Source organism: Flavobacterium sp. FlaQc-48 (genome assembly GCF_044007335.1).
Lineage (GTDB): Bacteria > Bacteroidota > Bacteroidia > Flavobacteriales > Flavobacteriaceae > Flavobacterium.
Genome location: NZ_JBIPCR010000008.1, coordinates 201,091 through 227,103, shown reverse-complemented (window position 1 = coordinate 227,103; position 26,013 = coordinate 201,091). Strand labels below are relative to the sequence as shown.

The following is a 26,013-nucleotide window of genomic DNA, read 5'->3' as shown; positions in this document are numbered from 1 at the left end:
AGAAAAAATGAAGAGTGGAGTATTTGGAATATTAAAAGCAAGGTTTCTGATTAACGATGATGCAGTGAAAAACTGGCGCTTCATTGTTTTTATAATTCTGCTCGCTATTCTGATGATTGCCAATACGCAGCGATACGAACAAAAGGTTTTTGAAATAGCAAAGCTCAATAATGAAGTGAAAGAACTGAGATCTGAATTTGTAGATCGACGTTCAGAATTAATGAAATTAAAAATGGAATCGACCATCTCGGATAAAATGCTTGAAAAACAAATTTATCCATCAACGGTCCCACCGGTTAAAATAGAAGTTAAAAAAGAAGAAGAAAAAAGTTTCTTTAAAAGAATATGGCAGTAGACGATAAAAATATATCCTACAGAATTTACCTCGTAGCAGTTTTCATCTTTGTGATGGCAATTGCTATTGTTGTTAAGTTAACCAATATTCAATGGGTTGAGGGAGATCATTATAGAAAATTGGCGAAACAACGTACCGTTAGAAATTTTGTGATTCCGGCTAACAAAGGAAATATCTATTCTGCTGACGGAAGTTTACTGGCAACCTCAATCCCTAATTATGAGATTCGATTTGATGCTAAAGCGCCAAAAACAGAAACTTTTGAGAAATATGTAAAAGCATTATCAGATTCGCTGGCAACGGTTTTAGATAAATCAGGAAGTTATTTCGAAAAAGATCTAAGAAAAGCAAGGGCAAATAAAAATCGTTACTATTTAATTGCCCGTAATTTAAGTTATACTGAATATGTAAAAATAAAAGGATTTCCATTATTCAATCTTGGGGCTTTTAAAGGCGGGATTATAATCGAACAGGAAACGGTTAGAAAACATCCAATAGGAAAAATTGCTGAAAGAACAATTGGATACGATCGTATTGATCCGGCCACAGGAGTTGAAGTAGGAAAAGGAATTGAGTGGGCTTTTAAAAGTTATCTGAACGGAAAAGACGGTAAGATTTTAAAACAAAAAATTGCCAAAGGACAGTGGAAGCCGATACGCGATGTCAATGAAGTTGATCCTCAGGATGGTTTTGATGTAATCTCAACAATTGATGTTTTTATTCAGGATATTGCACATCACGCCTTATTGAAACAGCTTGAAGAATACGAGGCCGATCATGGTTGTGTGGTGGTAATGGAAACAGAAACAGGCCGTGTAAAAGCGATTTCGAATTTAGGAAGGGCAGAAGACGGATCGTATTATGAAACCACAAATTACGCTATAGCAGAATCTCATGAACCCGGATCTACTTTTAAATTGGTTGATTTGATGGCTATTTTAGAAGATAAAGTGGCCGATACAAGTACTGTTTTTGATAGTAAAGGTGGAGAAGTTAGGTATTACGGACGTGCAGTTCGTGATTCGCACAGAGGAGGTTACGGGAAAATCTCATTAGCCCGCGGTTTTGAACTTTCATCAAACACCGTAATGGTTCAGGCGGTTTATGAGAATTACAAAAGTAATCCGTCAAAATTTGTGGATCATATTAAAAATTTTGGATTGCATAAAACATTAGGATTGCATTTTCAGGGAGAAGGAAGAGCAATTATTCCGCATCCGGGAGATAAAAACTGGTCAGGAGTTTCGCTTCCGTGGATGGCATTTGGTTACGGAGTTTCGGTGACACCAATGCAAACCCTGGCATTTTATAACTCAGTTGCCAATAATGGTGTCATGGTAAAACCACAATTTGTTTCCGAAATTAAAGAGTGGAACAAAACCATCAAGAAATTTGATGTTGAAGTAATCAATCCAAGGGTATGTTCGCAGGAAACCATTAAAAAATTAAAAGCAGTTATGCTAAATGTGGTTAAAAAAGGGACAGGATCAAAGTTGTATTCGAAAGATTTTTCGATGGCTGGTAAAACAGGAACGGCACAAGTAAACTATGGAGGGAAAGAAGGAAAGTCGGCATTGTATTACGCTTCTTCTTTTGTGGGATATTTTCCTGCAGACCATCCAAAATATTCTTGTATTGTAGTAGTTCATAAGCCCAATACGTCTAAAAATAATTATTACGGAGCAGATGTTGCGGGGCCGGTTTTTAAAAGAATTGCCCAAAAAATATTTACAGATGCGCCATCGACAAATAAAATTAAGCAACTGGATTCTAAAATTACCAAACAAGAAATCAGTTACGATAAGTACGATGTAGAATCAAGAAAAAAACCAAGCCAGATTCCGGATTTAAAAGGAATGCCTGGAATGGATGCTATTGCTTTACTGGAGAACTTAGGTTTAAAAGTAAAAGTAAACGGAGTAGGAAAAGTAAAAAAACAGTCTTTGCAAGCTGGAGAAAATATTAGTAAAAACAGAACTATAGTATTAGAATTATCGTGAAAATACTGAAAGACATATTATATAAAGTAGCTATTGAATCTGTAACAGGTTCAACGGAAATCGATATACATAAAATTGATTTTGATTCAAGGAAAATTGAAGAAAAGGATGTTTTTGTAGCCATTCGCGGTTCGCTTTCTGATGGTCATGATTATATAGAAAAAGCAATTCAATTGGGAGCAATCGCAATTATTTGCGATACGTTGCCAGAGCATGTTGAAAAAGGAATTACGTATATTAAAGTAAAAGATACCAATACAGCATTGGCTTTTATGGCAGCTAATTATTTTGGAAATCCTTCTGAAAAATTAAAATTAGTTGGTGTTACGGGAACAAACGGAAAAACAACTATTGCGTCATTATTGTTTCAGTTGTTTGAAAAAGCAGGTTTTAAGGTTGGTTTATTGTCGACTGTAAAAATAATGGTGGATCAAACGGAATATAAAGCAACACACACGACTCCTGACTCGATAACGATAAATCATTACTTAAATGAAATGGTTGAAAGTGGAGTGACACATTGTTTTATGGAAGTGAGTTCACACGGAATTCATCAAAAACGTACAGAAGCTTTGCATTTTGTAGGCGGAATTTTTACAAACCTTTCGCATGATCATTTAGATTATCACCCAACGTTTGCAGAATATAGAGATGTAAAAAAATCGTTTTTTGATTCATTGCCAAAAACGGCTTTCGCATTGTCTAATATAGATGATAAAAATGGTCCCGTGATGTTGCAAAACACAGTTGCCAGAAAATTAACTTATGCCCTAAAGTCTTATGCCGATTTTAAAGCACAGATTTTAGAAAGTCAATTGTCGGGATTATTATTAAAAGTAAACGAAAATGAAGTTTGGGTAAAACTAATCGGGACTTTTAATGCTTACAACGTTTTGGCTATTTATGGAACGGCTATAGAGTTAGGGTTGGATAGTCTTGAGGCATTGCGTTTACTGTCTGATTTAGAGAGTGTTTCAGGGCGTTTTCAGTATATAGTTTCAGAAGGTAATATCACGGCAATTGTCGATTATGCACACACTCCGGATGCACTGGATAATGTTTTAAAAACGATTAATGACATCCGTACCAAAAACGAACAATTGATTACGGTTGTAGGGTGTGGCGGAAACAGAGATAGAACAAAAAGACCAATTATGGCTAAAATTGCAACAGATCTTAGTGATAAAGCAATTTTAACTTCTGATAATCCCCGAAATGAAGATCCTGAAGCGATTCTGGACGAAATGGAAAAAGGAGTTGAAGCCCATAATTATAAAAAAATATTAAGAATTACAGATAGAAAGCAGGCAATTAAAACAGCTTGTCAATTGGCTCAGTCTAATGATATTATTCTGATTGCCGGTAAAGGTCATGAAACCTATCAGGAAATAAACGGAGTTCGTCATCATTTTGACGATATGGAGACTGTAAAAGAAATTTTAGATCAATTAAACAAATAACTGTTTAGCTGAATATTTTAAAACAAAGAAAAACAAATAAACAAGAGATATGCTATACTATTTATTTGAGTATTTAGACAAAACACTTGATATACCGGGGACAGGAGTCTTTCAGTATATCACATTCAGATCGGCGTTGGCATTCATGCTTTCGTTGCTTCTGTCAACAATTTACGGAAAAAGGATTATTAACTTCCTGCGTAATCAGCAAGTTGGTGAAACCGTTCGTGAGTTAGGTCTTGCAGGTCAAAATGAAAAAGCAGGAACACCAACAATGGGAGGGCTTATTATCATTTTTGCAACGCTGGTGCCTGTTTTGTTATTTGCCCGTTTACATAATATTTATATCGTCTTGCTTATTGTAACCACTTTATGGATGGGAACAATTGGTTTTGTGGATGATTATATTAAAATATTCAAAAAAGACAAACAAGGTCTTAAAGGAATTTTTAAAGTTATCGGACAAGTTGGTTTAGGAATTATAGTAGGATCTGTTCTTTATTTTAATCCTGCTGTTACTGTTAGGACAGATACAGGAAGAACAGATATTTATAAAGCTTCGACTACAAATACGACTGTAGTTTTACCAGCTCCAGTTGAAGAAAAATCAACAGCAACCACAATTCCTTTCGTAAAAAATAATGAATTTGATTATGCTGAAGTTTTATCATTTTTAGGTGATGGCTATGAGAAATGGGCTTGGTTGGTTTTTATTCCGGTTGTTATTTTTATTATTACAGCGGTTTCCAACGGAGCAAATCTAACAGATGGAATTGACGGACTCGCTGCAGGAACGTCGGCAATATCTGTCCTGGCACTTGGTATATTTACATTTCTTTCGGGGAATATCATATTCTCTAATTATTTAAATATTATGTATATCCCCAATTCGGGAGAGATGACTGTTTTTATATCTGCTTTTGTAGGTGCCCTGATAGGATTCCTATGGTATAATTCTTTTCCGGCTTCTGTTTTTATGGGTGATACAGGAAGTTTGACTATTGGAGGAATAATTGCAGTTTTAGCAATTGCAGTTAGAAAAGAAATATTGATCGTTTTGTTCTGTGGTATTTTCTTGGCAGAAAGTGCTTCGGTAATTATTCAGGTCGCTTATTTTAAATATACAAAAAGACGTTTTGGTGAAGGCAGAAGAATTTTTCTGATGTCGCCATTGCATCATCATTATCAAAAGAAAGGATATCATGAAAGTAAAATTGTAACCCGATTCTGGATTGTTGCAATCATGTTGGCCATATTATCAATCGTTACTTTAAAACTTAGATAAGATGAGATTGGTAGTATTAGGAGGAGGAGAAAGTGGTGTAGGTACCGCTATTCTGGGGAAGAAAAAAGGATACGATGTTTTTGTATCTGATTTTGGTAAAATAAAAGAAAGTTATAAAGAAGTTCTTATCATCAATAAAATTGCCTGGGAAGAAGAGCAGCACACCGAAGACCTGATTTTGAATGCCGATGTGGTCATGAAAAGTCCGGGAATTCCAGAGAAATCTCCCATAGTAAAAAAGCTGATCGAAGCCGGAGTAAAAGTGATTTCTGAAATAGAATTTGCGAAGCCTTTTACAGAAGCACTAACAGTTGGAATTACAGGTAGTAATGGTAAAACAACGACAACGATGTTAACGCATCATTTGTTGAAATCAGCAGGTTTGAATGTTGGTTTAGGAGGAAACATCGGAAAAAGTTTTGCCTGGCAGGTAGCTGAAAATAAATACGATGCCTATGTTTTAGAACTTAGTAGTTTTCAGCTTGACGGGATTATAGATTACAGACCGGATATTGCTATTATAACCAATATTAGTCCGGATCATTTAGACCGATATGAATATAAATATCAAAAATACATCGATTCAAAGTTTCGAATAACAATGAATCAGACTGAAACCGATTATCTTATTTACGATGCAGATGATGAGGCAATTGCAGAATGGTTAAAAAATAATACAACAAAAGCAAAATTAATTCCTTTTTCATTGACTAAACAATTCGATGAAGGGGCTTCTATAAATAACAACAAAATGGAAATAAAGATCAACCAAGAAGAGTTTACAATGGAAACAGAATACATTGCGTTAGAAGGAAAACATAACATGAAAAACGCAATGGCAGCAAGCTCTGTAGCGAAATTGATGCAAATTAGAAATGCAACAATCCGCGAAAGTTTATCTAATTTTCAAGGTGTTGAACACCGTTTAGAAACCGTACTAAAAATTCAGAATGTTCAATATATCAATGATTCAAAAGCAACCAATGTAAACGCTACATTTTATGCCTTGGATAGTATGAATGTGCCTACAGTATGGATTGTTGGGGGAGTTGACAAAGGAAATGATTATAACGAATTAATGTCATTGGTTCGTGAAAAAGTAAAAGCAATTATTTGCCTTGGAGTTGATAATCATAAAATTATCAATGCTTTTGGAAATGTGGTTGATATTATGGTAGAAGTGAATAATATGACTGACGCTGTAAAAACAGCACAACGCTTAACAGAAAAAGGTGATGCTGTTTTATTGTCTCCGGCCTGTGCAAGTTTTGATTTGTTCGAAAGCTATGAAGACAGAGGAAAGCAGTTTAAACAAGCGGTACACAACTTGTAAAAAAAAGTTTCAGGTTTCAGGTTTCACGTTATGTGGGAGCCTGAAAGCTGAAACAAGAAAAACCTGAAACTAAGAAAAGATTATGAAAGAGCTGGTAAACAAATTAAAAGGAGATAGGGTAATATGGTCATTCGTGGCTTTATTGGCGTTGTTTTCGTTTATGCCGGTTTTTAGTGCGAGTAGTAATTTGGCATATATTGGTCACGGAACGGGAAATACATTAGGGTATTTGGTAAAACATTTGGCTCACGTTTGTATTGGTTTCTTGATTATTTATTGGGTTCACAGAGTGCCTTATCATTATTTTAGGGCGATTTCAAAAATAGCTTTGCCTGTAGTTTGGTTTTTATTGCTTTATACGTTGTTAAAAGGAACTGTAATTGCCGGAGCAAATGCAAGTCGATGGATTCAGGTACCTTTTATTGGCATAACGTTTCAAACGTCAACTTTGGCAGCTAGTATATTGTTCATATTTGTTGCGAGATATTTGTCTAAAACCAGAGAAGAAGACGAACCTTTTCAGGTTTCCTTGGTACAACTTTGGTTACCGGTATTTATTACATTGGCACTTATTCTGCCGGCGAACTTTTCGACCACAGCGTTGATTTTTTCCATGGTGATTATGTTGACGTTTATTGGTAAATATCCATTAAAATATATTGGTTTTATCATTGGTTCAGGGGTTGGAATGTTATTGTTTTTTCTTTTGGTAGCCAAAGCCTTTCCGGATTCGAGATTCTTTAGCAGGGTGTCAACTTGGGAAAGCCGTATCATGAACTTTACCACTGATAAACCGGATGAAGATGATTATCAGATTGAAAAAGCAAAAATTGCAATAGCATCCGGAAGATTAGGAGGGTTAGGACCGGGAAAAAGTGTTCAGAAAAACTTTTTACCACAGTCTTCTTCTGATTTTATTTATGCAATTATTGTAGAAGAATATGGTTTGGTTGGTGGGGTATCCATATTGGTTTTGTATTTGTTGTTGCTATTCAGATTTGTAATAGCCTCGCATAAAGCCAATACATTATTTGGCAAATTAGTCGTCGTCGGGCTCGGTTTCCCTATGATATTTCAGGCGATGATCAATATGGCGGTTGCAGTAGAATTATTGCCGGTAACGGGACAAACGCTTCCGTTGATTAGTAGTGGAGGTAGTTCGATCTGGATGACCTGTTTTTCTCTTGGAATTATCATTAGCGTGACTAAAAAAGAAGAAGAAATTGCCGAAGTGCAGGAAGAAAAAGAAAGACGTAAAGAAGCGCTTCAGCGGTTAATAGATAAGGAATTATCAGAAGATTTGCCTGCTGACGAAATATATGAAGAGGAAGGGATGTATTCAATTCAGGATAATTCCAGAAATCCGATGAATGCAGTTTTGAATAAATAAGGTTAAAAAGAATAATTTTTAAAGCGAATAACTTTTAAAAATATGACAAATTATAAATTCATATTAAGTGGTGGTGGAACAGGAGGGCATATTTATCCTGCAATTGCTATTGCTAATGAATTAAAAGCACAATTTCCGGATGCTGAATTTCTTTTTGTAGGTGCCAAAGATAAAATGGAAATGCAAAAAGTGCCTCAGGCTGGATATGAAATAAAAGGTCTTTGGATTGCAGGTTTACAAAGAAAGCTGACTTTACAAAATATGATGTTTCCGTTAAAACTGGCAACAAGTTTGCTGGAGTCCAGACGAATTATCAGGCAGTTCAAACCTAATGTAGTGATAGGAACAGGTGGTTTTGCCAGCGGGCCTTTATTGCAGGCAGCTGGAGGGGCAGGAATACCAACTGTGGTTCAGGAACAAAATTCGTTTCCCGGAATTACAAACAAGTTATTGAGTAAAAAGGCCAATGCCATTTGTGTAGCCTATGAAAATCTGGAAAGATTTTTTCCAAAAGAAAAGATTGTTTTGACTGGAAATCCGGTACGTCAGGATTTAATAGATATTGAAAGTAAAAGAGACGAGGCAATTGCTTTTTATGGATTAGACCCCAATAAAAAAACATTACTGGTTCTGGGCGGGAGTTTAGGCGCCAGAAGAGTCAATCAGTTAATCGAAAAAGAATTGCATCATATACTCTCGCAGGATGTACAGGTTATCTGGCAATGTGGGAAATTATATTTTGAAGATTATAAAAAGCACAATCAACAGAATGTAAGGGTTGTTGATTTTATTGAAAGAATGGATTTTGTTTACGCTGCAGCAGATGTGATTATTTCACGTGCAGGAGCATCATCGGTTTCAGAATTATGTATTGTAGGGAAGCCTGTCATTTTTATTCCGTCACCAAATGTAGCCGAAGACCATCAGACAAAAAATGCTCAGGCAATTGTAAATGCAAAAGGAGCTATTTTATTGAAAGAATCTGAATTGGACAATCAGTTTAGTATTGTTTTTGAAGCCTTGCTGAAAGATGACGGAAAGCAAAAACAATTGAGTGCCAATATTAAGAAACTGGCTATGCCAAATGCGACAAAAGATATTGTCAATGAAATTATAAAGTTGTTATAATGTAAGTTTTTCTTAAAATTATACAACATCAGTAAAAAGATAGAACGCTATTTTAGGCATTTTTGATTCCTGAAACAGTAAAAAATACAAAGGTTTAGTTATTAGCTTTTTAGAAAAATAAAAGGACTGTAACAGGCTCAAAAACAAATAGAAATGAATTTAGATCAAATACAAAACGTTTACTTTATTGGCATTGGAGGTATCGGAATGAGTGCCCTGGCCCGCTATTTTAAAAATATAGGGAAACAGGTTTCGGGTTACGATAAAACACCATCAATGTTGACAAGCGAATTGATTGAAAGTGGTATTGATATTCATTTTGAAGATAATATTAGTTTAATTCCAGGTGACTATTATGTAGAAAATACACTGGTCATTTTTACCCCTGCAGTTCCCGGAACGCATTCAGAGTGGAATTATTTTATCGAAAGACAATACGAAATTAAAAAGCGTGCTGAAGTTTTAGGCATTATTACCCAGGGGACTTTTAGTTTTGCAGTTGCAGGAACACACGGAAAAACAACCACATCAAGTATTTTAGGTCATATTTTATATGAAAGCGGTGCTGATGTTACAGCTTTTGTGGGTGGAATTGTAGAGAATTACAATTCAAATCTAATTGGAAACGGAAAAACGGTAACCGTGGTAGAGGCAGATGAATTTGATCGTTCGTTTTTGCATTTACATCCCAACATTGCCTGTATTACTTCTATGGATGCTGATCACTTAGATATTTATGGGACAAGTGAAGCAATTGAAGCTTCGTTTGTGGAATTTGCTTCAAAAGTAGAAGATAAAAATAAATTATTTATAACCAAAGAATTGCCGCTTGAAGGAGTGCAATGTGCTATAAATGAAGATGCTGTGTATAAGGCGTTCAATGTTCGTATTGAAGATGGAAGTTATGTTTTTGATGTGCAGACGCCATCAGAAATTATGAAAGATTTGCATTTTGGATTGCCTGGGAAACATAATTTAATGAATGGGTTAATGGCTATTGCTATGGCGAAAACTTTCGGCACCCCGACCGGGTCCATTGCAAAAGCCATTGCTTCATTCAGCGGAATCAGAAGACGTTTCTCCTATCAGATTAAATCCGATAAGTTAGTTTATATTGATGATTATGCCCATCATCCAACAGAGATAAATGCAGTACATCAGGCAGTTAGGGAGTTGTATCCGGGGCGTAAAGTATTGGCTGTTTTTCAGCCGCATTTGTTCAGCAGAACAAGAGATTTTGCAGATGGTTTTGCCGAAAGCTTATCTCAATTTGATGAAGTGTTTTTAATGGATATTTACCCGGCACGCGAGTTACCGATGGAAGGAATTACATCAGAGTGGTTGTTAGGTAAAATGACGAATTCGAACAGGAAAATTGTTGCAAAAAACGATTTATTAGCGCAAATTAAAGCCAGTGATGCGCCGGTAATTGTAACAATAGGAGCTGGTGATATTGGTGAAATGGTTCCGTCAATTAAAAAAATGCTCAATGAAAATATTTAACTGGACAAATATTAGATTAGTACTCATTTTGGGGCTTGTACTTTTTTTATATTCTTTTGCTCAGCATCGAAACGGGGATAGAAAACTGAAAAAATCTATGGTTGTTTTTGTAGGGGAAAATACGCTTTTTGTTAAGCCGGAAACGGTTAATAAATTGTTGATAGAAAATAAAAAGGACGCTTCCAGTATCCGAAAAGATGAAGTAGATTTGAATAAGATAGAAAAAAACCTTGATACGCAGGACATGATTGAAAAGTCAGATGTTTTTGTAAGTATCGATGGCGTTCTAAAAGCAGTAGTAAAACAGAAGACACCAATAGCGCGAGTTTATGATGGTGATCGCTCTTTTTATATTGATTATGAGGGAAATAAAATGCCCTTATCAGACAATTTTACTGCACGGGTTCCTCTTGTTTCGGGGGCAATAAATGGAAAAAATAACGAAGATTTAGCTGCTTTATTTCGCACAATTTATGACGATGCGTTTTTGAAAAAAAACATCATTGCAATACAAATTATGCCTAATGGCAGCCTAAAAATGTTTAATAGAAATTATAATTACGTCATCGATTTTGGAAGAACGATGAATGTTGATAAGAAATTTAGAAACTATAAAGCGTTTTTTCAAAAAGCTGTTTTAGATAGTACGTTATATAAATACAATAAAATTGACCTTAGGTTTACGGAACAAGTAGTTTGCACAAAATAATAGAAAATGGAAAAAGATAACATTGCAGTAGGTCTAGATATTGGAACGACAAAAATTGTTGCCATGATTGGCAAGAAGAATGAGTATGGTAAGTTAGAAATTTTGGGTATTGGAAAATCCAAAAGTCTGGGAGTTGCGCGTGGAGTGGTAAACAACATTACGCAAACGATTCAATCCATACAACAAGCGATACTTGAGGCAGAAAATAATTCAGGTTACAAAATTAAAGATGTGGTTGTTGGAATTGCAGGACAGCACATCAGAAGTATTCAGCATACAGATTACATCAGCCGTAATAATCCGGAAGAAGTAATTGGCGAAAAAGATATTCAGCTTTTGATTGACCAGGTAAATAAACTGGCCATGTTACCTGGCGAAGAAATTATTCACGTTTTACCGCAGGAATTTAAAATTGACGGACAATCTGAAATAAAAGAACCAATTGGAATGTACGGTGGAAGATTAGAATCTAGTTTTCACGTTGTAGTAGGACAGGCTTCATCCATCAGAAATGTTGGAAGATGTATACAGAGTTCAGGAATTGAGTTGTCAGGATTGACATTAGAGCCATTGGCTTCTGCAGATGCAGTTTTAAGCCAGGAAGAGAAAGAAGCGGGAGTAGCCCTTATTGATATTGGGGGGGGGACAACAGATTTAGCCATTTTTAAAGATGGTATTATTCGTCATACAGCAGTGATCCCTTTTGGAGGAAATGTAATTACAGACGATATAAAAGAAGGTTGTTCGATTATCGAAAAACAAGCAGAGCTTTTAAAAATAAAATTCGGATCGGCCTGGCCGGGGGAAAATAAAGACAACGAAATTGTTTCTATTCCGGGGTTAAGAGGCAGAGAGCCAAAAGAGATTTCGCTTAAAAACCTATCTAAAATTATTCACGCCCGTGTGGTAGAAATTGTAGAGCAGGTTTTTGCAGAAATTAAAGCTTACGGACACGAAGATCCCCGTAAAAAATTGATCGCAGGAATTGTTCTTACAGGTGGTGGAGCCCAACTAAAGCATATTAAACAATTAGTAGAGTACATTACGGGTATGGATACCAGAATTGGATATCCAAATGAGCATTTAGCGGGAAATTCAAGCGAAGAAATTTCCAGTCCTTTATTTGCAACTGCAGTTGGATTGGTAATGAACAGTATCGAAAATAGTACGCAAAGTGCTGTTAGAATGGAAATTGTAAATGAACAGCCAAAAGTAGTGTACAGAAATGTCCCTGCTCAGCCGCAACAGCCGGTACAACAACGATACGAAGTAGAAGAAAATTACGTTGAAAGAGTAGAAACTATTGAAGATTCCCGAGAAGTCAGGAATACTGCAACTAAGGAAGAATCTACGGAAACTAAAATTAGAAGATCATTTTTTGACCGATATGTCGATAAGATTAAAGATTTTTTAGACAACGCAGAATAAAATAAAAGAGAAAAGGAATTACTATTGGCCCCAAGTCAAGAAGTAAAAAATGTATTAAATAAGAATTTCAAAAACCAAAAAGATGATGAGCAACTCAGAATTTGGAAGTATTTCATTTGATTTACCAAAAAACCAATCAAATGTAATCAAAGTAATAGGTGTAGGCGGAGGAGGTAGTAATGCTATCAACCATATGTTTAAACAAGGTATTAAAGGCGTTGATTTCATCGTTTGTAATACTGATTCACAAGCACTACAAAACAGTTCAGTGCCGAACAAAATTCAGTTGGGTATGAACTTAACAGAAGGTCTTGGAGCAGGAGCAAATCCTGATGTAGGACAGCAATCTGCTATTGAAAGTATCGCTGATATCGAAAAAATGTTAGACCGTGGTACTAAGATGGTATTTATTACCGCTGGTATGGGTGGAGGAACAGGTACCGGAGCAGCTCCGGTTATCGCACAATTAGCCAAAGAAAGAGAAATCCTTACGGTTGGTATCGTGACTATTCCTTTTCAGTTTGAAGGAAAGGTACGTCAGGAACAAGCACTGTTAGGAATCGAAAAATTGCGTAAGCAGGTCGATTCGTTAATTGTCATTAATAATAATAAGTTAAGAGAAGTGTACGGAAATCTTGGTTTTAAAGCAGGATTCTCTAAGGCGGATGAAGTTTTGGCAACAGCCTCACGAGGTATTGCTGAAGTTATTACGCATCACTATACTCAAAATATCGATTTACGTGACGCTAAAACTGTTTTGTCAAACAGTGGAACGGCGATCATGGGATCTTCTGTTGCTGCTGGTGAGAACAGAGCGAAAGATGCTATCGTTTCGGCATTGGATTCTCCATTGTTAAACGACAATAAGATTACAGGAGCCAAAAACGTATTGTTGCTTATCGTTTCTGGATCAAACGAAATTACATTGGATGAGATTGGAGAAATCAATGATCACATTCAGGTAGAAGCAGGTCATAATGCTAATATTATCATGGGAGTTGGTGAAGACGAAACTCTGGGTGATGCTATTGCCGTGACTATTATTGCAACAGGTTTTGATGTTGAACAACAAAACGAAATTGTAAATACGGAACCTAAAAAAATCATTCATACGTTAGAAGATGAACAAAGAAGCGTTCATAATTTAACCAATAAAACGGTTACTTCTTTTGATTTAAATGCTGAAACACCTACTGCGAGATCAGAAGAGAAAATTGTTTTTGATTTAATGGAAGACACCCCATTTGCTGATACGGTTGCTCCCGTAATACCAGTTCCGGTTACTCCGGTTGCAGTGGCTCCATCAATCAATCAGGATGAATTAGTAGTAATGTCAGAGTTTATCAAAAACCTTGATGTAACATTCGAAATTGTGTCGCCTATTACAGACATCGATTTTACTATTTCAGCTCCGGAAGTTCAGGCTTTCCAGGAAATAAAACCTGTTCAGCAAAGAACATTTGAAAGAGAAGAACAAACTACTTTTTCATTTGATTTACCTCTTTTCAGATCAGAGCCGGAAGTTAAAAAAGAGCCGGTTGCCGAGCAGGAGAATAAGATTTTATTCGAATTATCAAATGAAACCCGTAATATAAAAGTTAATGATCCTGTACAATTTGTACCGGTTACAGAACTTTCGGATAAAGGAATCATCAAGTATTCGCTTGAAGAATATATGGAAGTGGAGCATGATCTAATGGCATCAAAACCAGTAGAAAAAGTGGTAGAAGAAGTAATTCCTGCGGAATTAAACATCACCATGAAACCAAAAGTTGATTTTGCCAGTGAAGCAACGTTTACCACTACTTCAGAAGCTTCTCCTATGGAATTGACAATTGAAGAAACTTTGCGTTTAAGAGCTGAAGAAAGAAGAAAGAAACTAAAAGAATTTAATTATAAATTCCACAATAATGTTTCCAGAATTGATGAACTTGAAAAAGAGCCTGCTTATAAAAGATTAGGTATAGATCTTTCAAATAATCAATCAAATACAACCAATTCAAGAATATCTGTTGGAACTGATAGTAACAATGATTTGCAATTGCGCTCAAACAATTCCTTTTTGCATGACAATGTAGATTAAGGTCGGAATCATAATATTAGGATAACCCGAAAATTGGATTTAATTTTCGGGTTATTTTTTTTATCTTCGCACAGAATTTAGAAATTTGACTTAAAAAGGCGGTATAATAAAAAATCTGGTCAGCTTAAGTAAAGTAGAAGGCTTATTGCAAAAAAAAGCTGATTTCGTTCATCCTGACAAATAACGATTATTGTTATACTCAGGATAAAATTTAAAATTAATATAATTGATTAAGCTTAGCTTATTCAGGTAAAAAATAAAAAGATGAGTTTACAAACATTAATCATGGACGAGATCAAAACGGCCATGAGAGCAAAAGATACTGTAGCATTAGAAGCATTAAGAGCGATTAAATCTGAAATGTTATTAGCTGCAACCGCATCTGGTTCTAAAGAAGAATTATCAGAAGATGAAGAAATTAAATTACTTCAAAAATTAGTTAAAACACGTAAAGAAAGCGCCAGAATTTTTACAGAGCAAAACCGTCCTGATTTGGCTGAGCCTGAATTAGCACAAATTGCTGTAATCGAGAAGTTCTTGCCTGCACAATTAAGCGAAGAAGAAGTAGAAGCTGTAATTGCAAAAATCATTGCAGAAACAGGAGCTTCCGGAATTGCTTCAATGGGAAAAGTTATGGGATTGGCTTCTGCTCAATTGGGCGGAACAGCTGAAGGAAAAACAATTTCTACAATTGTAAAGAAACTTTTAGTATAAAGAAACTTAGATTTTAGAGTTCAGATTAAATCTGAATTCTAAAATCATAAGGCTACAATAAAAAATGACCACGTAGTTCAACTGGATAGAATATCAGATTTCGGCTCTGAGGGTTGGGGGTTCGAACCCCTCCGTGGTCACTATAAATTTTTGAAAGCCTGAGAATGTAGATTCTCAGGCTTTTTTATATTAGTCACACAAGAGATAAAACTTAAAATAAATAAGCAAATAAGAGATGGAAATTGAATTTTTTTCAGAGTTGGACCCTAACAACCAAGAGCCTGTAATTTTAACTGTTCCTGATATTAGTGAAAGTTCTACAATTGGAGAACTCTTATCAAGGATTCATGAAATAACTGAAATTCCAGTTTATCGAGAGCTCAAATGGGGGGCAAATGTAGAGCGAATATCTTGCAGCTATTATTTTAAATGTGGAAATGAATTTGGGGAATTTAAAATGATTGAGGATTTGGAACAAAAAATCAGCAGCTTCCCAAAAAACGGATCTAAGAATGAATTAAGCTTATTTATTGATGGAGGTATCGGACTTGTTAACTAGTTTTGATTTTATTGAAAATTTTAATTATCAAAATATAATTGAAACCTTACAAAAAGGACAAGCCATAATTCTCATAAAAAATTTCCCTTTATTAGATTATGAATTTCAATCATTTATTAATAGTATTGGTAATGCTGTTAAAGAAAATAGAAACAATTGCAGGCAAGAGATTTTTGATGTAAAAATATCTAAGCAAAATAATTTTTTTACCTCTATCGCAAATTCACCTCTGGCATTTCCTCTGCATACTGATTGCGCTGATTTTGATACAATTCCTAATTGTGTCGGGCTTTTATGTGTTGAACCTGCCATTAAGGAACAAGGCGCAAATAACTTTATCTCTTTAGATAAAATAATAAGTCAATTACCTGAGACTAAAATTCATGACCTGCTCAATAAAAAATGGAAATTCAGAAATCAGTCCAGAAGTATTTTAAGTGTCGATAATGGAAGTTTTAAGATTTGTTATGACAGAATAACTATCGAATCATTTTCAGAGATAAATGACAAAGAAATAGAAGAATTAAATAATTTGGATAAGATTTTCGAAACTAATTCATTTAAAATTAAATTAAAAAAAAGAGATTTAATAGTATTTAGAAATGATTTATTTTTGCATGGGCGAGACGAAATAGATATCAACTCAAAAAGAGTCATCAAAAGAATACGGTTTAATGTAAGTTAAAGAATAAATTCTACAAGTTTTATTTTCCTGAATCAGAATATTTAAATTTCATTTAAAAACTTTAAGAAAAAAAATAATTATCGATGTATTTCTGGATTATAATTTTTAATAAACAGGCTAATGCCAGATGTATTTTATCACAAATTAATTAGACGTAATTTGGTAAGCGCATCTTCGTTCTCCTGAAATTATATGACTAATACGATTAATGATAACTCCTTTTCCCAACACCGATCTGAATGTATTTAATTCAGAAGAACAAAAGCCCTGACAAATTGTGGCAGCAGCACAAATAGGACAGTGGTTTTCAACAAAAAGATAACCTTCGTCATTCTTTGAGTATTCGGCCATATACCCTTCTCTGCTTCTTATCTCTACTAGTTTTTCGATTTTTTGTTCCAGATTGTTAATAGTATCAATTTCTTCATGATACTTCTTTTTCCCGGTCTCTTCATAAACATCAATTACCGTTTGCATGGTATCTCCGCCCATGGCACTAATAATGTTAATTAGTTTTAGTGTTAATTCGGCGTGGGTATCAGGAAACTTAGTATTTCCATTTGCTGTAAGGCTAAAAGTTTTTTGAGGGCGTCCCACGCCTTTAGATTCTTCCTGAGGCTCAATAAGATCGTCTTCGACAAGTTTAAGTAACTGCTGTCTAACACCTTCCTTGGTTATTTTAAGCTCATGTGCAATCTCGAGGGCCGTAAGAGAACCCCGCATTTTGAGCAACATTAAAATCTTATTTGTAGTCATAAATTAATAAAACAAGTATTTAGTTGTTTTATTATGCAAAAATATTAATTTTGCATAACTTATCAAAGCTGATGGGAAGATATTATTACCCTAATCTTAATCAGCATTGAGAGTTACAGTATTTATTAATACAAACTATAGAGAATGGTACCAGAATTACAATTGCCTCAAATTAGTTCCTGTAAGAGGATTGACTTACCTGTATACATCGTTCCGTACTGGAATGTGTTAATGAAAATCTTTAGATAGGACATATTCCCCATCAGAGATTTTAGAAATCTCAAAAATCTTTAATTAAGAATTAAATCGGTTTTACAAAATGTTCAGTAAGCTGGAATAACATTCAGTTTGGACGGGGGATACCTATGTCTAAAAATTAGCAAAAAATATTATTTAAAAACCACTAAAAACTCATTTTTTTAATACTCATGATATGGAAATAATAAATAAAATAGAGGCTTCGGGCATACAGACTCTTGATTTGCGATTGTACAAAGCCAGTGAAAAAGATTATGTCATATTTGATATTGTCCCTTTTCTTTTAGAAGATTTTCTATTGCAGGAAAAAGCATTTAGACAGGAAATGGCCCATATAGACTGGAGTCAGTTTAGAGGAAAAGATGTAGCAATCTGTTGCTCTAATGACGCTATAGTTCCGCTTTGGGCCTATGTTTTAATTAGTTCATTGCTTACTCCTCATGCGGCCATAGTGGTGTATAGTGCAGCCGGAAACCATGAAGGGCTTTTATGGATGGAAAGAATAAGAAGAATAGAATTTACAGCTTTTATCAATCAAAAAGTGGTGCTGAAAGCGAATTCATCCCTACCCGAAGAAATCCTTGTATTGGCTACAAGCCAGTTAATTAAATATGTGCAAACCTTAATGTGGGGAGAAGCAGGTTCTCCTCTAATGATTTACAAAAGAAAATAAACGATAAAATGAAAAAAATAATAGCAATCCTGTTTGCAGGAACACTTTTGATAGTTTCGTGTAATACGAAAAATACAGAACAAGCAGAGCAGCCAAAAGAATATCCAATACTGACATTAAAAGCTCAGAATGCCAGTGTTTCGGTAGAATATCCCACAACTTTAGAAGGGGAACAAACGGTTGAAATACGTTCTAAAATTGATGGATATATCGAGAAGGTTTATGTAGAAGAAGGTTCGGCTGTAGCCAAAGGACAAGCTTTGTTTAAAATAGATGCCAATAGTTATTTACAGGAAGTAAACAACAAGAAAGCAGCAGTTTTAGCAGCAGAAGCCAGTCTGGAAACAGCAGTCATCCAGACGCGAAGAACGGCAGCCCTGGCAGAAAAAAAGATTATAAATACCTATGAATTAACTTCTGCTAAAAATATAGAAAGAGTAAAAAGAGCCGAATTAAGCCAGGCCAACGCAGATTTGTCTGCAGCCAAATCTAAACTTGCTTTTACCAATATTGTAAGCCCGATAAATGGGGTAGTAGGAAGTTTGCCTTATAAAATGGGAAGTTTGGTAAGCAGCGCGGCTCCCGATCCTTTAACGACTGTTGCCAATACCAAACAGGTTTACGCTTATTTTTCGTTAAGCCAACAACAATTGAATTCCTTTTTGAGCCAATATTCCGGGAATCAATTAAAGGATAAATTCAAAAGCATGCCCGAGGTTTCACTGGTAACGGCTGACGGTGAAACATATTCATCAAAAGGTAAAATTCAAACGTTAAGCGGGGTATTAAATGCGAGTACAGGATCGGCTAATTTCAAGGCTGTTTTTCCAAATCCGGAAGGCAAATTGTGGAGTGGAGCAAGCGCAACGATTACTATTCCAACTCAATTTCAGGATGCGATTCTGGTTCCTAAAAAGGCCGTATTTGAAATGCAGGGACGCTTTTTTGTTTTTACTACAGATGCTAAAAATGTAGTACACAATACCGAAATAAAAATTAGAAACACAGCAACCGAAAAAGAATATGTAGTAACCGAAGGCGTAAAAGCCGGAGATACAATTGTTACAGATGGTCTTGGGGATTTAAGGGACGGAGTGAAAATCACACCAATAGTTTCTTCATCAAAAATATAAAAATCATGTTTAGAAAATTTATAGAAAATCCGGTATTATCTACTGTAATATCGATCATAATCGTGATTTTGGGATTGCTGGGATTAGCTTCATTGCCCATATCACAATACCCCGAAATTGCACCGCCAACGGTGGCTGTAACCGCTTCTTATCAGGGAGCCAGTGCCGATGTGGTCATGAAAAGTGTTATTGTGCCACTGGAAGAACAAATAAACGGAGTCGAGAATATGACGTATATGACTTCTACTGCCAGTAATAATGGTAGTGCGACAATTACCATATTTTTTAAACAGGGAACAAATCCAGATATGGCGGCCGTAAATGTTCAGAACAGGGTGGCCAAAGCTACTAGCTTATTACCAAATGAGGTTATTAAATCAGGGATTACAACAAGCAAACAATTGAGCAGTACAGCGTTCAGCTTTTTGTTGTACAGTAAAGATGGAAAATACGATCAAAAATTCCTTGATAATTATCTGCGAATAAATATAATGCCTGAGATGAAACGTGTTGAGGGAGTAGGAGCAACAGAAATTTACGGAACTCAGGAGTACTCCATGCGTATCTGGCTAAAACCTGATGCGATGGCAAATCAGGGATTAGTTCCGGACGATATTATTGCAGCATTGCAGGAACAAAATATTGAAGCTGCACCTGGAAAGCTTGGCGAGAACAGTACAGAATCTGTTCAATATGCCTTAAAATTTACAGGAAGACTTGAAAACCCGGCAGAATTTGAAAACATGATACTGAGAAGTGGAAAACAAGGCAGCTTATTGCGATTAAAAGATGTGGCAGATATTGAGTTTGGAGCTTTAGATTATACGACTTCACTGATTACACAGGGGAAAATTTCTTCGGGTGGGGCAATAAGCCAGATTTCCGGATCAAACGCCAGAGAACTGATTATCGCCTGTGAGGATATTCTAAAAAAAGCGTCCAAAGATTTTCCTCCGGGACTGGAGTATCATACGTTCTTAAATGCGAATGACTTTCTGGATGCTTCTATCGAAAAGGTAATCTCTACCATTATTGAAGCTTTTATTCTGGTTTTTATTGTAGTTTTTATCTTTTTGCAGGATTTCAGATCCACTTTAATTCCGGCGATTGCCGTTCCTGTATCCATTATCGGGACATTCTTTTTTCTGAAGTTATTTGGCTTTACCATTAATTTGCTAACCCTTTTTGCTTTGGTTTTGGCGATTGGTATTGTGGTAGATGATGCCATTGTTGTTGTCGAAGCGGTTCATGCAAAACTGGATCAGGGAGCAAAATCGGCAAAGAAAGCCACTATTCATGCTATGAGTGAGATTAGCGGTGCCATTATATCGATTACCTTAATTATGTCCGCGGTATTTATTCCGGTAACCTTTATTACAGGTTCGGCGGGAGTATTTTACAAACAATTTGGTTTGACCTTGGCGGTAGCCATTTTAATTTCGGCCATTAATGCCCTGACTTTAAGTCCTGCACTTTGTGCTATTTTATTAAAACCGCACGACTCTGAAAAATCAGGTCAGGCCAAAGGATTTTTACCAAGATTCTATGCTGGATTTAATGCTGCTTTTGATGCCGTTACTACAAAATATGTTGGCGGAGTTCGATTTTTGATTCGCAGAAAATGGATTTCTTTAGTTGCAATTGCAGTATTCGGACTGGTGTTTTATACTTTGATAAAAACGACGCCTACAGGTTTTGTACCAAACGATGATGGCGGGGCTATTTTTGGGAATGTCGTTTTGCCACCGGCTTCTACGCTGGAACGTACTCAGGAAATTACTAAAGAAATAGACAGTATTGCCAGAAATATTCCGGAGGTAGAACTTTCTTCAACACTCTCTGGAATGGATTTAATTCACGGATCCGGAGGTTCTTACGGCGCTTTGTTTATAAGACTAAAACCATGGAATGAGAGAAAGGGCAAAACTCAGGATGTGAATTCGATTGTGAGTCAGTTGTTTGCCAAAACAGCCCACATAAAAGGGGCCAGCATTATTTTCTTTGCAGCGCCAACCTTACAGGGATTTGGAAACAGCAACGGATTCGAAGTACAATTGCAGGATAAAACAGGAGGAAGTTATCAGAATTTTGATAAGAATATCGGAAAATTTATGGCGGCAATAAACCAGCGACCTGAAATTATGTATGCTACAAGTCCGTTTAATATTGGTTTTCCGGAAATGGAAGTCAATGTAAATGTGGCGAAATGTAAAGATGCGGGAGTATCTGTAAATACGGTATTAAATACACTTCAGGGATATTTTGGAGGAATCTATGCTTCTGATATCAATAAATTTGGAAAACAATACAGGGTAATGTTACAATCACCTCCCAATTACAGGGCCAAAGAAAGCGATATCAATAAAGTTTTTGTCAGAACCAGTCAGGGTGTAATGGCGCCCATTTCGGAATTTGTAACCTTAAAAAAAACATATGGGCCTGAATTTATAAACCGTTTTAATTTATTTACATCAACTACCGTTACAGGTTCACCAAATCCCGGGTACAGTTCCGGAGATGCCATTAAAGCCATTGAGGAAGTTGCAGCACAAACATTAGAAAGAGGTTATGCCTATCAATTTTCAGGTTTGACCAAAGAAGAACTTTCGAGTGGAAGTCAGACTACTTTAATCTTCGGTCTTTGTTTACTCTTTATTTACTTCTTGTTAAGTGCGCAGTACAAGAGTTATATTTTGCCTTTTTCGGTATTATTATCCTTGCCAATAGGACTTGCGGGTGCTTTTATATTTGCGAATCTTTTTGGGGTCGACAATAATATTTTTCTTCAGATCAGTCTGATCATGCTAATTGGTCTTTTGGCAAAAAATGCAATTCTTATTGTAGAGTTTGCATTATTGCATCGCTTAAGCGGAAGAAGCCTTGTGCAGTCGGCTATTTTTGGGGCAAAAGCCAGATTGAGGCCAATTTTAATGACTTCTTTTGCCTTTATCTTTGGGTTAATCCCGTTAATGATTGCTACAGGGGCAGGAGCTTTAAGTAACAGATCAATTGGTACAGCTGCTGTTGGCGGAATGTTGATTGGTACATTATTCGGTGTTTTCGTAATTCCGGTATTGTTTATCATTTTTCAGTCTTTACAGGAAAAAGTAGGAGGAGTCAAAGAACCTGTTCATGAGCCAAGAATATTGGATTAGGAAAGTTGACAGATACAAAGAAACAGCTTTGCGGACTTTGGCTGAAATTTTCAGCTTAAATAAACTTTGTGAGCTTGTGGTTAATTTTTAGCCAAATAAAAAAACAAACCCCAATGGGGTATTTAAAAATATATTAGAATGAACCAATACAACTATAAAATAACAGTCATTTTGCTGATTGCTGCCAGTATCTGGAGTTCGTGTAAAATCACCAAACCCTATGCTAAACCTGCAATTACAGTAAATTATCGTAAGGCTGAAAATAAGGATACAACAAATATGGCAAACATGAAGTGGCCGGAGATATTTCCTGATGCTGCATTGCAAAAACTTATTTCTGACGGATTGGCTGCAAATCTGGATTTAAAGATTGCCGTCGAACGTATTAACCAGGCTACAGCCCAGCTTAAGCTCAAAAAAGCAGCTTTTTTGCCTTCAATAGACGGAAATGTTTCAGTAAAAGAATCCAGACTTTCTTTTCCGCAGGGATTTGGACTTTTTGACCGGTCTACGCAATATGATTTAGGGGTTGTTGCAGGATGGGAAATAGATGTTTGGGGTAAATTAAAAAGCGCCAAAAAAAGTGCTGTAGCCAATCTATTAGCTACTGATGCTGCAAAACGCGCGGTCCAAACCCAACTGATTGCCAATATTGCCCATTCGTATTATGAGTTGCTTGTACTTGATGAACAGTTAGAAGTTCTTAAAAAAACAGCGAAGAACAGAGAAACCGAGGCTGAAACGATTAAAGTTCTTTTTGAAAACTCTATTATCAACGGAGTAGCGGTGGTACAGAGTGAAGCCAACTTTTATGAAGCTCAATTAGCCATTCCGGATATCGAACAAAGGATAACCGAAACAGAGCATGTTTTATGCGTACTTTTGGCAAAATCTCCAACCAGAATTGAACGTAGTACTCTGGAACAGCAAAAGCTTATCTATGATCTTAAAATAGGAGTTCCGATGCAACTTTTGGCAAACAGACCAGATGTGGAACAAGCCGAATATAATTTCAGAACTGCATTTGAAGAAAGCAACGTAGCAAGGGCTTATTTTTATCCCGCCCTTACTATTAACGGAGCAGCCGGTTTTTCCAGTTTTGGATTAAAAGACTGGTTTACAAACGGAGGGCTTTTTGCCAATATAGCGGGAGGTTTAACGCAGCCTGTTTTTAATAAAGGCATCAATAAGGCAAGACTCACTACAGCATTGTCTTTACAAAAAGAGGCACTGCTTAATTTTGAGCTTTCCATGTTAAAAGCAAGTGAGGAAGTTTCGAATGCATTGTCTAAATATGATAATGCTACATTAAAAGAAGAAAAAAGGAAAAAGCAACTGGAAGCTTTATTGAAAGCTGTAGCATTTAATAAAGAATTATTGAACAATGCTACAACAAATTATACAGATGTATTAACCGCCGAACAAAATTTGTTAAATGCCCAATTGAAAGGAATTGATGATCAAAGCCAAAAACTGCATGCCGTTGTCAATTTATATCGCGCCCTTGGTGGCGGCTGGAATTAATTAAGGGTACAGTACATTTTATGCTTAAAAAAAACAATTTCAAATTTCAAATTTTGACCGTTCAGGTGTAGAAATCAAAAGATCTGTTTCGCAATGAAACAGGTCTTTTGTTCTTCTTATATACTGCTGTCGAATACTAAATTCTGCCTGTGCTGTTCCTTCCAAAAAGCATGATGTACTAATTTGTTTTCTGCCAGTAATTTCAATTGATTATCTCTCATATCTACACCTACAATAAAACCAAGTTTATTATAATAGGCAACATCCAGTAAGTTTAAGAAACCTTCTGCACGTTGATTGTCTTCAAAATGTAAATTTTCTTTGTCAAGATACAGCAGTTCAACATCTTCATTTGTTATCCAGTTTGTAATTCCCATTCTATCGTTAGACAAAAAATCATTCCAATGGTCAAGTTCTTGAACAATAGGATAGCAAAGTGTTTTTATCGGGATATTAAAATTTCGGGATACGCCACCTTTACCCAGTATTAAATAGGGAAAGAAGTCAGCGCAGGTCTTAAACAAATAGTACTCCAAAAATTCACTAAACTCATAGTGGCCTTCTAAACTAGCCAAAAAAAGATTTTGATGATCATTGTTAGTACCTTTATGAAATTTATGGTGTATTTTAAAAGTTTCGTCTAATCCGTTAGAAATCGAAATAATTTTTTCAATGTTGTATTCAATAAGGCTATTGATTTTTTCAGAAGATAAATGGGAAATACCTCCAAGATAGTAATGTTTTAAAAATTCCCGACAGGCTTCAGTCAAATCACCGGTTTCTCCTTTTAGCTGCGGAACCACTTCTTTATAAAATTTTTTATCGTCAAATAAATGTAATGTACACCAATATCCCATTTTCGTTGCTGATTATTAAAGGAGCTAAAAGCACACTTTAAAGTGTATGTTTTTTTAAATTTTCGTTTAGTATTTCTTTTATTTCTTTTAAAGCTGTAGTTGAAGTCTCCCGAATACTAATTTTATTTTTCTTGTCTTTGATTAAGGTTGTAAACAAATTGTCTTCGGTATTAATGTCCACAATAGTTCCGCCGTATTTTAAAGTTGTCTCGGCAATTGCCATGGGCAAATTGGTCGCTCCTGACGTTCCCACAATAAAAAGGATACCTGAATTTTTAGCTATTTTTAAAGAACTGAACTTTTTATTTGTTTTCTCATCATAACGTTCATCAAACCACAAAATATTCGGTCTCATCCAACCTCCGCATTCTTTGCATTTTAACAATTCAATATCTCTTTCAGACAAGTCTTCGTTTATATCTTTTCCCTGAATTTCAACAGGAAGATATGCTATTTCCTTACAACCATCAGCACATTTAATTTCTCTGTTATTGCCATGTATCTCATAGATTCTTTTTGTTCCGGCACGTCTGTGGAGGTTGTCGATATTTTGAGTGATTAAATGAAATTTATCCTGCAAAAGATTCTCAATTTCAACTATTTCACGATGGCTTTGATTGGGTTCTGCATTTTCGAACATCTTTTTTCTAAAAAGAGTATATTGCCAGACCTCTTCGGGATTTTCTTTAAAATATTTAAAAGTCCCAAATTCTTCCGGTTTATGAAATTTAGTTCCTTTGACCCAGATACCATCTGTTCCTCTGTAAGTAGGTATGCCACTATCGGCCGAAATTCCGGCTCCGGTTAAAAACGTGAATAGATTTTTATTGTTTTTAGTATAAACCTGTTTTATAATTTCATCCAGTTGTGTTTTCATATCCTGATTTGATAAATGCTGGCTATTTCAACAATAATAAAGCTTCTCTAAAACGAAAAGGGTTGAATTTTATGCCACAAGTTTGTCCTTCTGCGCAGCTAAGATATGAAATGTTTTTACCTGAAGTAGCAGTAACGAAGAAACTTAA

At 35.7% G+C, this 26,013-nt stretch carries 21 protein-coding genes and 1 tRNA gene; 19 read left to right on the top strand and 3 right to left on the bottom strand.

Annotated elements, in window-relative coordinates; all coding sequences use genetic code 11:
• The first annotated feature begins 7 nt into the window (after positions 1–7).
• From ACHRWY_RS14855 to ACHRWY_RS14785, 15 genes are all read left to right on the top strand, one after another.
• Positions 8–355 (top strand): FtsL-like putative cell division protein, encoded by a 348-nt coding sequence (locus ACHRWY_RS14855; protein ID WP_395355675.1) that lies wholly within the window; start codon positions 8–10, stop codon positions 353–355.
• Positions 346–2,355, top strand: a complete 2,010-nt coding sequence (locus ACHRWY_RS14850) for a penicillin-binding protein (protein WP_395355674.1) — start codon at positions 346–348, stop codon at positions 2,353–2,355. The genes ACHRWY_RS14855 and ACHRWY_RS14850 overlap by 10 nt, the downstream gene beginning before the upstream one ends.
• Positions 2,352–3,815, top strand: coding sequence for a UDP-N-acetylmuramoyl-L-alanyl-D-glutamate--2,6-diaminopimelate ligase (locus ACHRWY_RS14845; protein WP_395355673.1), 1,464 nt, complete (start codon positions 2,352–2,354; stop codon positions 3,813–3,815). Before ACHRWY_RS14850 ends, ACHRWY_RS14845 begins: the two co-directional genes overlap by 4 nt.
• Before the next feature lie 49 nt (positions 3,816–3,864).
• Positions 3,865–5,100 carry a phospho-N-acetylmuramoyl-pentapeptide-transferase gene (gene mraY / locus ACHRWY_RS14840; protein WP_395355671.1) on the top strand — a complete coding sequence of 412 codons (1,236 nt, stop codon included), beginning with the start codon at positions 3,865–3,867 and terminating at the stop codon, positions 5,098–5,100.
• Between the two features lies 1 nt (position 5,101).
• A complete protein-coding gene (gene murD / locus ACHRWY_RS14835) occupies positions 5,102–6,433 on the top strand; it encodes a UDP-N-acetylmuramoyl-L-alanine--D-glutamate ligase (RefSeq protein WP_395355670.1) in 1,332 nt (443 codons plus the stop codon).
• Between the two features lie 82 nt (positions 6,434–6,515).
• Positions 6,516–7,823: an FtsW/RodA/SpoVE family cell cycle protein gene (locus ACHRWY_RS14830; RefSeq protein ID WP_395355669.1), complete on the top strand. Its 1,308-nt coding sequence runs from the start codon at positions 6,516–6,518 to the stop codon at positions 7,821–7,823.
• Positions 7,824–7,865: 42 nt separating this feature from the next.
• A complete protein-coding gene (gene murG / locus ACHRWY_RS14825) occupies positions 7,866–8,951 on the top strand; it encodes an undecaprenyldiphospho-muramoylpentapeptide beta-N-acetylglucosaminyltransferase (protein ID WP_395355667.1) in 1,086 nt (361 codons plus the stop codon).
• A 153-nt stretch (positions 8,952–9,104) separates the two neighbouring features.
• Positions 9,105–10,454: a UDP-N-acetylmuramate--L-alanine ligase gene (gene murC / locus ACHRWY_RS14820; RefSeq protein ID WP_395355666.1), complete on the top strand. Its 1,350-nt coding sequence runs from the start codon at positions 9,105–9,107 to the stop codon at positions 10,452–10,454.
• Positions 10,441–11,163: a cell division protein FtsQ/DivIB gene (locus ACHRWY_RS14815; protein ID WP_395355665.1), complete on the top strand. Its 723-nt coding sequence runs from the start codon at positions 10,441–10,443 to the stop codon at positions 11,161–11,163. Before murC ends, ACHRWY_RS14815 begins: the two co-directional genes overlap by 14 nt.
• A gap of 6 nt (positions 11,164–11,169) precedes the next feature.
• Positions 11,170–12,591: a cell division protein FtsA gene (gene ftsA, locus ACHRWY_RS14810; protein ID WP_395355664.1), complete on the top strand. Its 1,422-nt coding sequence runs from the start codon at positions 11,170–11,172 to the stop codon at positions 12,589–12,591.
• A gap of 82 nt (positions 12,592–12,673) precedes the next feature.
• A complete protein-coding gene (gene ftsZ / locus ACHRWY_RS14805; protein WP_395355662.1) occupies positions 12,674–14,674 on the top strand; it encodes a cell division protein FtsZ in 2,001 nt (666 codons plus the stop codon).
• 264 nt (positions 14,675–14,938) lie between these two features.
• Complete coding sequence (locus ACHRWY_RS14800) at positions 14,939–15,388, top strand: GatB/YqeY domain-containing protein (protein ID WP_395355661.1); 450 nt, start codon at positions 14,939–14,941, stop codon at positions 15,386–15,388.
• A 66-nt stretch (positions 15,389–15,454) separates the two neighbouring features.
• Positions 15,455–15,528, top strand: a tRNA-Arg gene (locus tag ACHRWY_RS14795).
• A 95-nt stretch (positions 15,529–15,623) separates the two neighbouring features.
• Complete coding sequence (locus ACHRWY_RS14790) at positions 15,624–15,947, top strand: hypothetical protein (protein WP_395355660.1); 324 nt, start codon at positions 15,624–15,626, stop codon at positions 15,945–15,947.
• Positions 15,937–16,632, top strand: a complete 696-nt coding sequence (locus tag ACHRWY_RS14785; RefSeq protein WP_395355659.1) for a TauD/TfdA family dioxygenase — start codon at positions 15,937–15,939, stop codon at positions 16,630–16,632. The genes ACHRWY_RS14790 and ACHRWY_RS14785 overlap by 11 nt, the downstream gene beginning before the upstream one ends.
• A gap of 144 nt (positions 16,633–16,776) precedes the next feature.
• Here ACHRWY_RS14785 and ACHRWY_RS14780 read toward each other — a convergent pair whose 3' ends face one another.
• Positions 16,777–17,388: a helix-turn-helix transcriptional regulator gene (locus ACHRWY_RS14780; RefSeq protein ID WP_395355657.1), complete on the bottom strand. Its 612-nt coding sequence runs from the start codon at positions 17,386–17,388 to the stop codon at positions 16,777–16,779.
• Between the two features lie 433 nt (positions 17,389–17,821).
• On the opposite strand from ACHRWY_RS14780, the gene ACHRWY_RS14775 reads away from it, so the two are divergent.
• The 4 genes from ACHRWY_RS14775 (at position 17,822) to ACHRWY_RS14760 (ending at position 24,131) form a co-directional block, all read left to right on the top strand.
• Positions 17,822–18,319, top strand: coding sequence for a DUF2480 family protein (locus tag ACHRWY_RS14775; protein WP_395355655.1), 498 nt, complete (start codon positions 17,822–17,824; stop codon positions 18,317–18,319).
• Between the two features lie 8 nt (positions 18,320–18,327).
• The gene (locus ACHRWY_RS14770) at positions 18,328–19,452 is read left to right on the top strand and encodes an efflux RND transporter periplasmic adaptor subunit (RefSeq protein WP_395355654.1); all 1,125 of its coding nucleotides are present in this window, start codon (positions 18,328–18,330) and stop codon (positions 19,450–19,452) included.
• Between the two features lie 5 nt (positions 19,453–19,457).
• Positions 19,458–22,607, top strand: coding sequence for an efflux RND transporter permease subunit (locus ACHRWY_RS14765; protein WP_395355653.1), 3,150 nt, complete (start codon positions 19,458–19,460; stop codon positions 22,605–22,607).
• Between the two features lie 138 nt (positions 22,608–22,745).
• The gene (locus ACHRWY_RS14760; RefSeq protein ID WP_395355652.1) at positions 22,746–24,131 is read left to right on the top strand and encodes an efflux transporter outer membrane subunit; all 1,386 of its coding nucleotides are present in this window, start codon (positions 22,746–22,748) and stop codon (positions 24,129–24,131) included.
• A gap of 116 nt (positions 24,132–24,247) precedes the next feature.
• Here ACHRWY_RS14760 and ACHRWY_RS14755 read toward each other — a convergent pair whose 3' ends face one another.
• Both ACHRWY_RS14755 and ACHRWY_RS14750 read right to left on the bottom strand, forming a co-directional pair.
• Positions 24,248–24,988 carry a hypothetical protein gene (locus ACHRWY_RS14755; RefSeq protein WP_395355650.1) on the bottom strand — a complete coding sequence of 247 codons (741 nt, stop codon included), beginning with the start codon at positions 24,986–24,988 and terminating at the stop codon, positions 24,248–24,250.
• A gap of 37 nt (positions 24,989–25,025) precedes the next feature.
• Positions 25,026–25,865 carry an SIR2 family NAD-dependent protein deacylase gene (locus ACHRWY_RS14750; RefSeq protein ID WP_395355648.1) on the bottom strand — a complete coding sequence of 280 codons (840 nt, stop codon included), beginning with the start codon at positions 25,863–25,865 and terminating at the stop codon, positions 25,026–25,028.
• Positions 25,866–26,013: the final 148 nt, after the last annotated feature.

Bases quoted from the DNA above. Each gene is read 5' to 3' on its own strand.
- ACHRWY_RS14855 (WP_395355675.1), top strand. From the start codon at position 8: ATGAAGAGTGGAGTATTTGGAATATTAAAAGCAAGGTTTCTGATTAAC.
- ACHRWY_RS14775 (WP_395355655.1), top strand. From the start codon at position 17,822: ATGGAAATAATAAATAAAATAGAGGCTTCGGGCATACAGACTCTTGAT.
- murG (WP_395355667.1), top strand. From the start codon at position 7,866: ATGACAAATTATAAATTCATATTAAGTGGTGGTGGAACAGGAGGGCAT.
- murD (WP_395355670.1), top strand. From the start codon at position 5,102: ATGAGATTGGTAGTATTAGGAGGAGGAGAAAGTGGTGTAGGTACCGCT.
- mraY (WP_395355671.1), top strand. From the start codon at position 3,865: ATGCTATACTATTTATTTGAGTATTTAGACAAAACACTTGATATACCG.
- ftsA (WP_395355664.1), top strand. From the start codon at position 11,170: ATGGAAAAAGATAACATTGCAGTAGGTCTAGATATTGGAACGACAAAA.
- ACHRWY_RS14760 (WP_395355652.1), top strand. From the start codon at position 22,746: ATGAACCAATACAACTATAAAATAACAGTCATTTTGCTGATTGCTGCC.
- ACHRWY_RS14800 (WP_395355661.1), top strand. From the start codon at position 14,939: ATGAGTTTACAAACATTAATCATGGACGAGATCAAAACGGCCATGAGA.
- ACHRWY_RS14830 (WP_395355669.1), top strand. From the start codon at position 6,516: ATGAAAGAGCTGGTAAACAAATTAAAAGGAGATAGGGTAATATGGTCA.
- ACHRWY_RS14780 (WP_395355657.1), bottom strand. From the start codon at position 17,388: ATGACTACAAATAAGATTTTAATGTTGCTCAAAATGCGGGGTTCTCTT.
- ACHRWY_RS14815 (WP_395355665.1), top strand. From the start codon at position 10,441: ATGAAAATATTTAACTGGACAAATATTAGATTAGTACTCATTTTGGGG.
- ACHRWY_RS14850 (WP_395355674.1), top strand. From the start codon at position 346: ATGGCAGTAGACGATAAAAATATATCCTACAGAATTTACCTCGTAGCA.
- ACHRWY_RS14770 (WP_395355654.1), top strand. From the start codon at position 18,328: ATGAAAAAAATAATAGCAATCCTGTTTGCAGGAACACTTTTGATAGTT.
- ACHRWY_RS14750 (WP_395355648.1), bottom strand. From the start codon at position 25,865: ATGAAAACACAACTGGATGAAATTATAAAACAGGTTTATACTAAAAAC.
- ACHRWY_RS14755 (WP_395355650.1), bottom strand. From the start codon at position 24,988: ATGGGATATTGGTGTACATTACATTTATTTGACGATAAAAAATTTTAT.
- murC (WP_395355666.1), top strand. From the start codon at position 9,105: ATGAATTTAGATCAAATACAAAACGTTTACTTTATTGGCATTGGAGGT.
- ACHRWY_RS14790 (WP_395355660.1), top strand. From the start codon at position 15,624: ATGGAAATTGAATTTTTTTCAGAGTTGGACCCTAACAACCAAGAGCCT.
- ftsZ (WP_395355662.1), top strand. From the start codon at position 12,674: ATGATGAGCAACTCAGAATTTGGAAGTATTTCATTTGATTTACCAAAA.
- ACHRWY_RS14765 (WP_395355653.1), top strand. From the start codon at position 19,458: ATGTTTAGAAAATTTATAGAAAATCCGGTATTATCTACTGTAATATCG.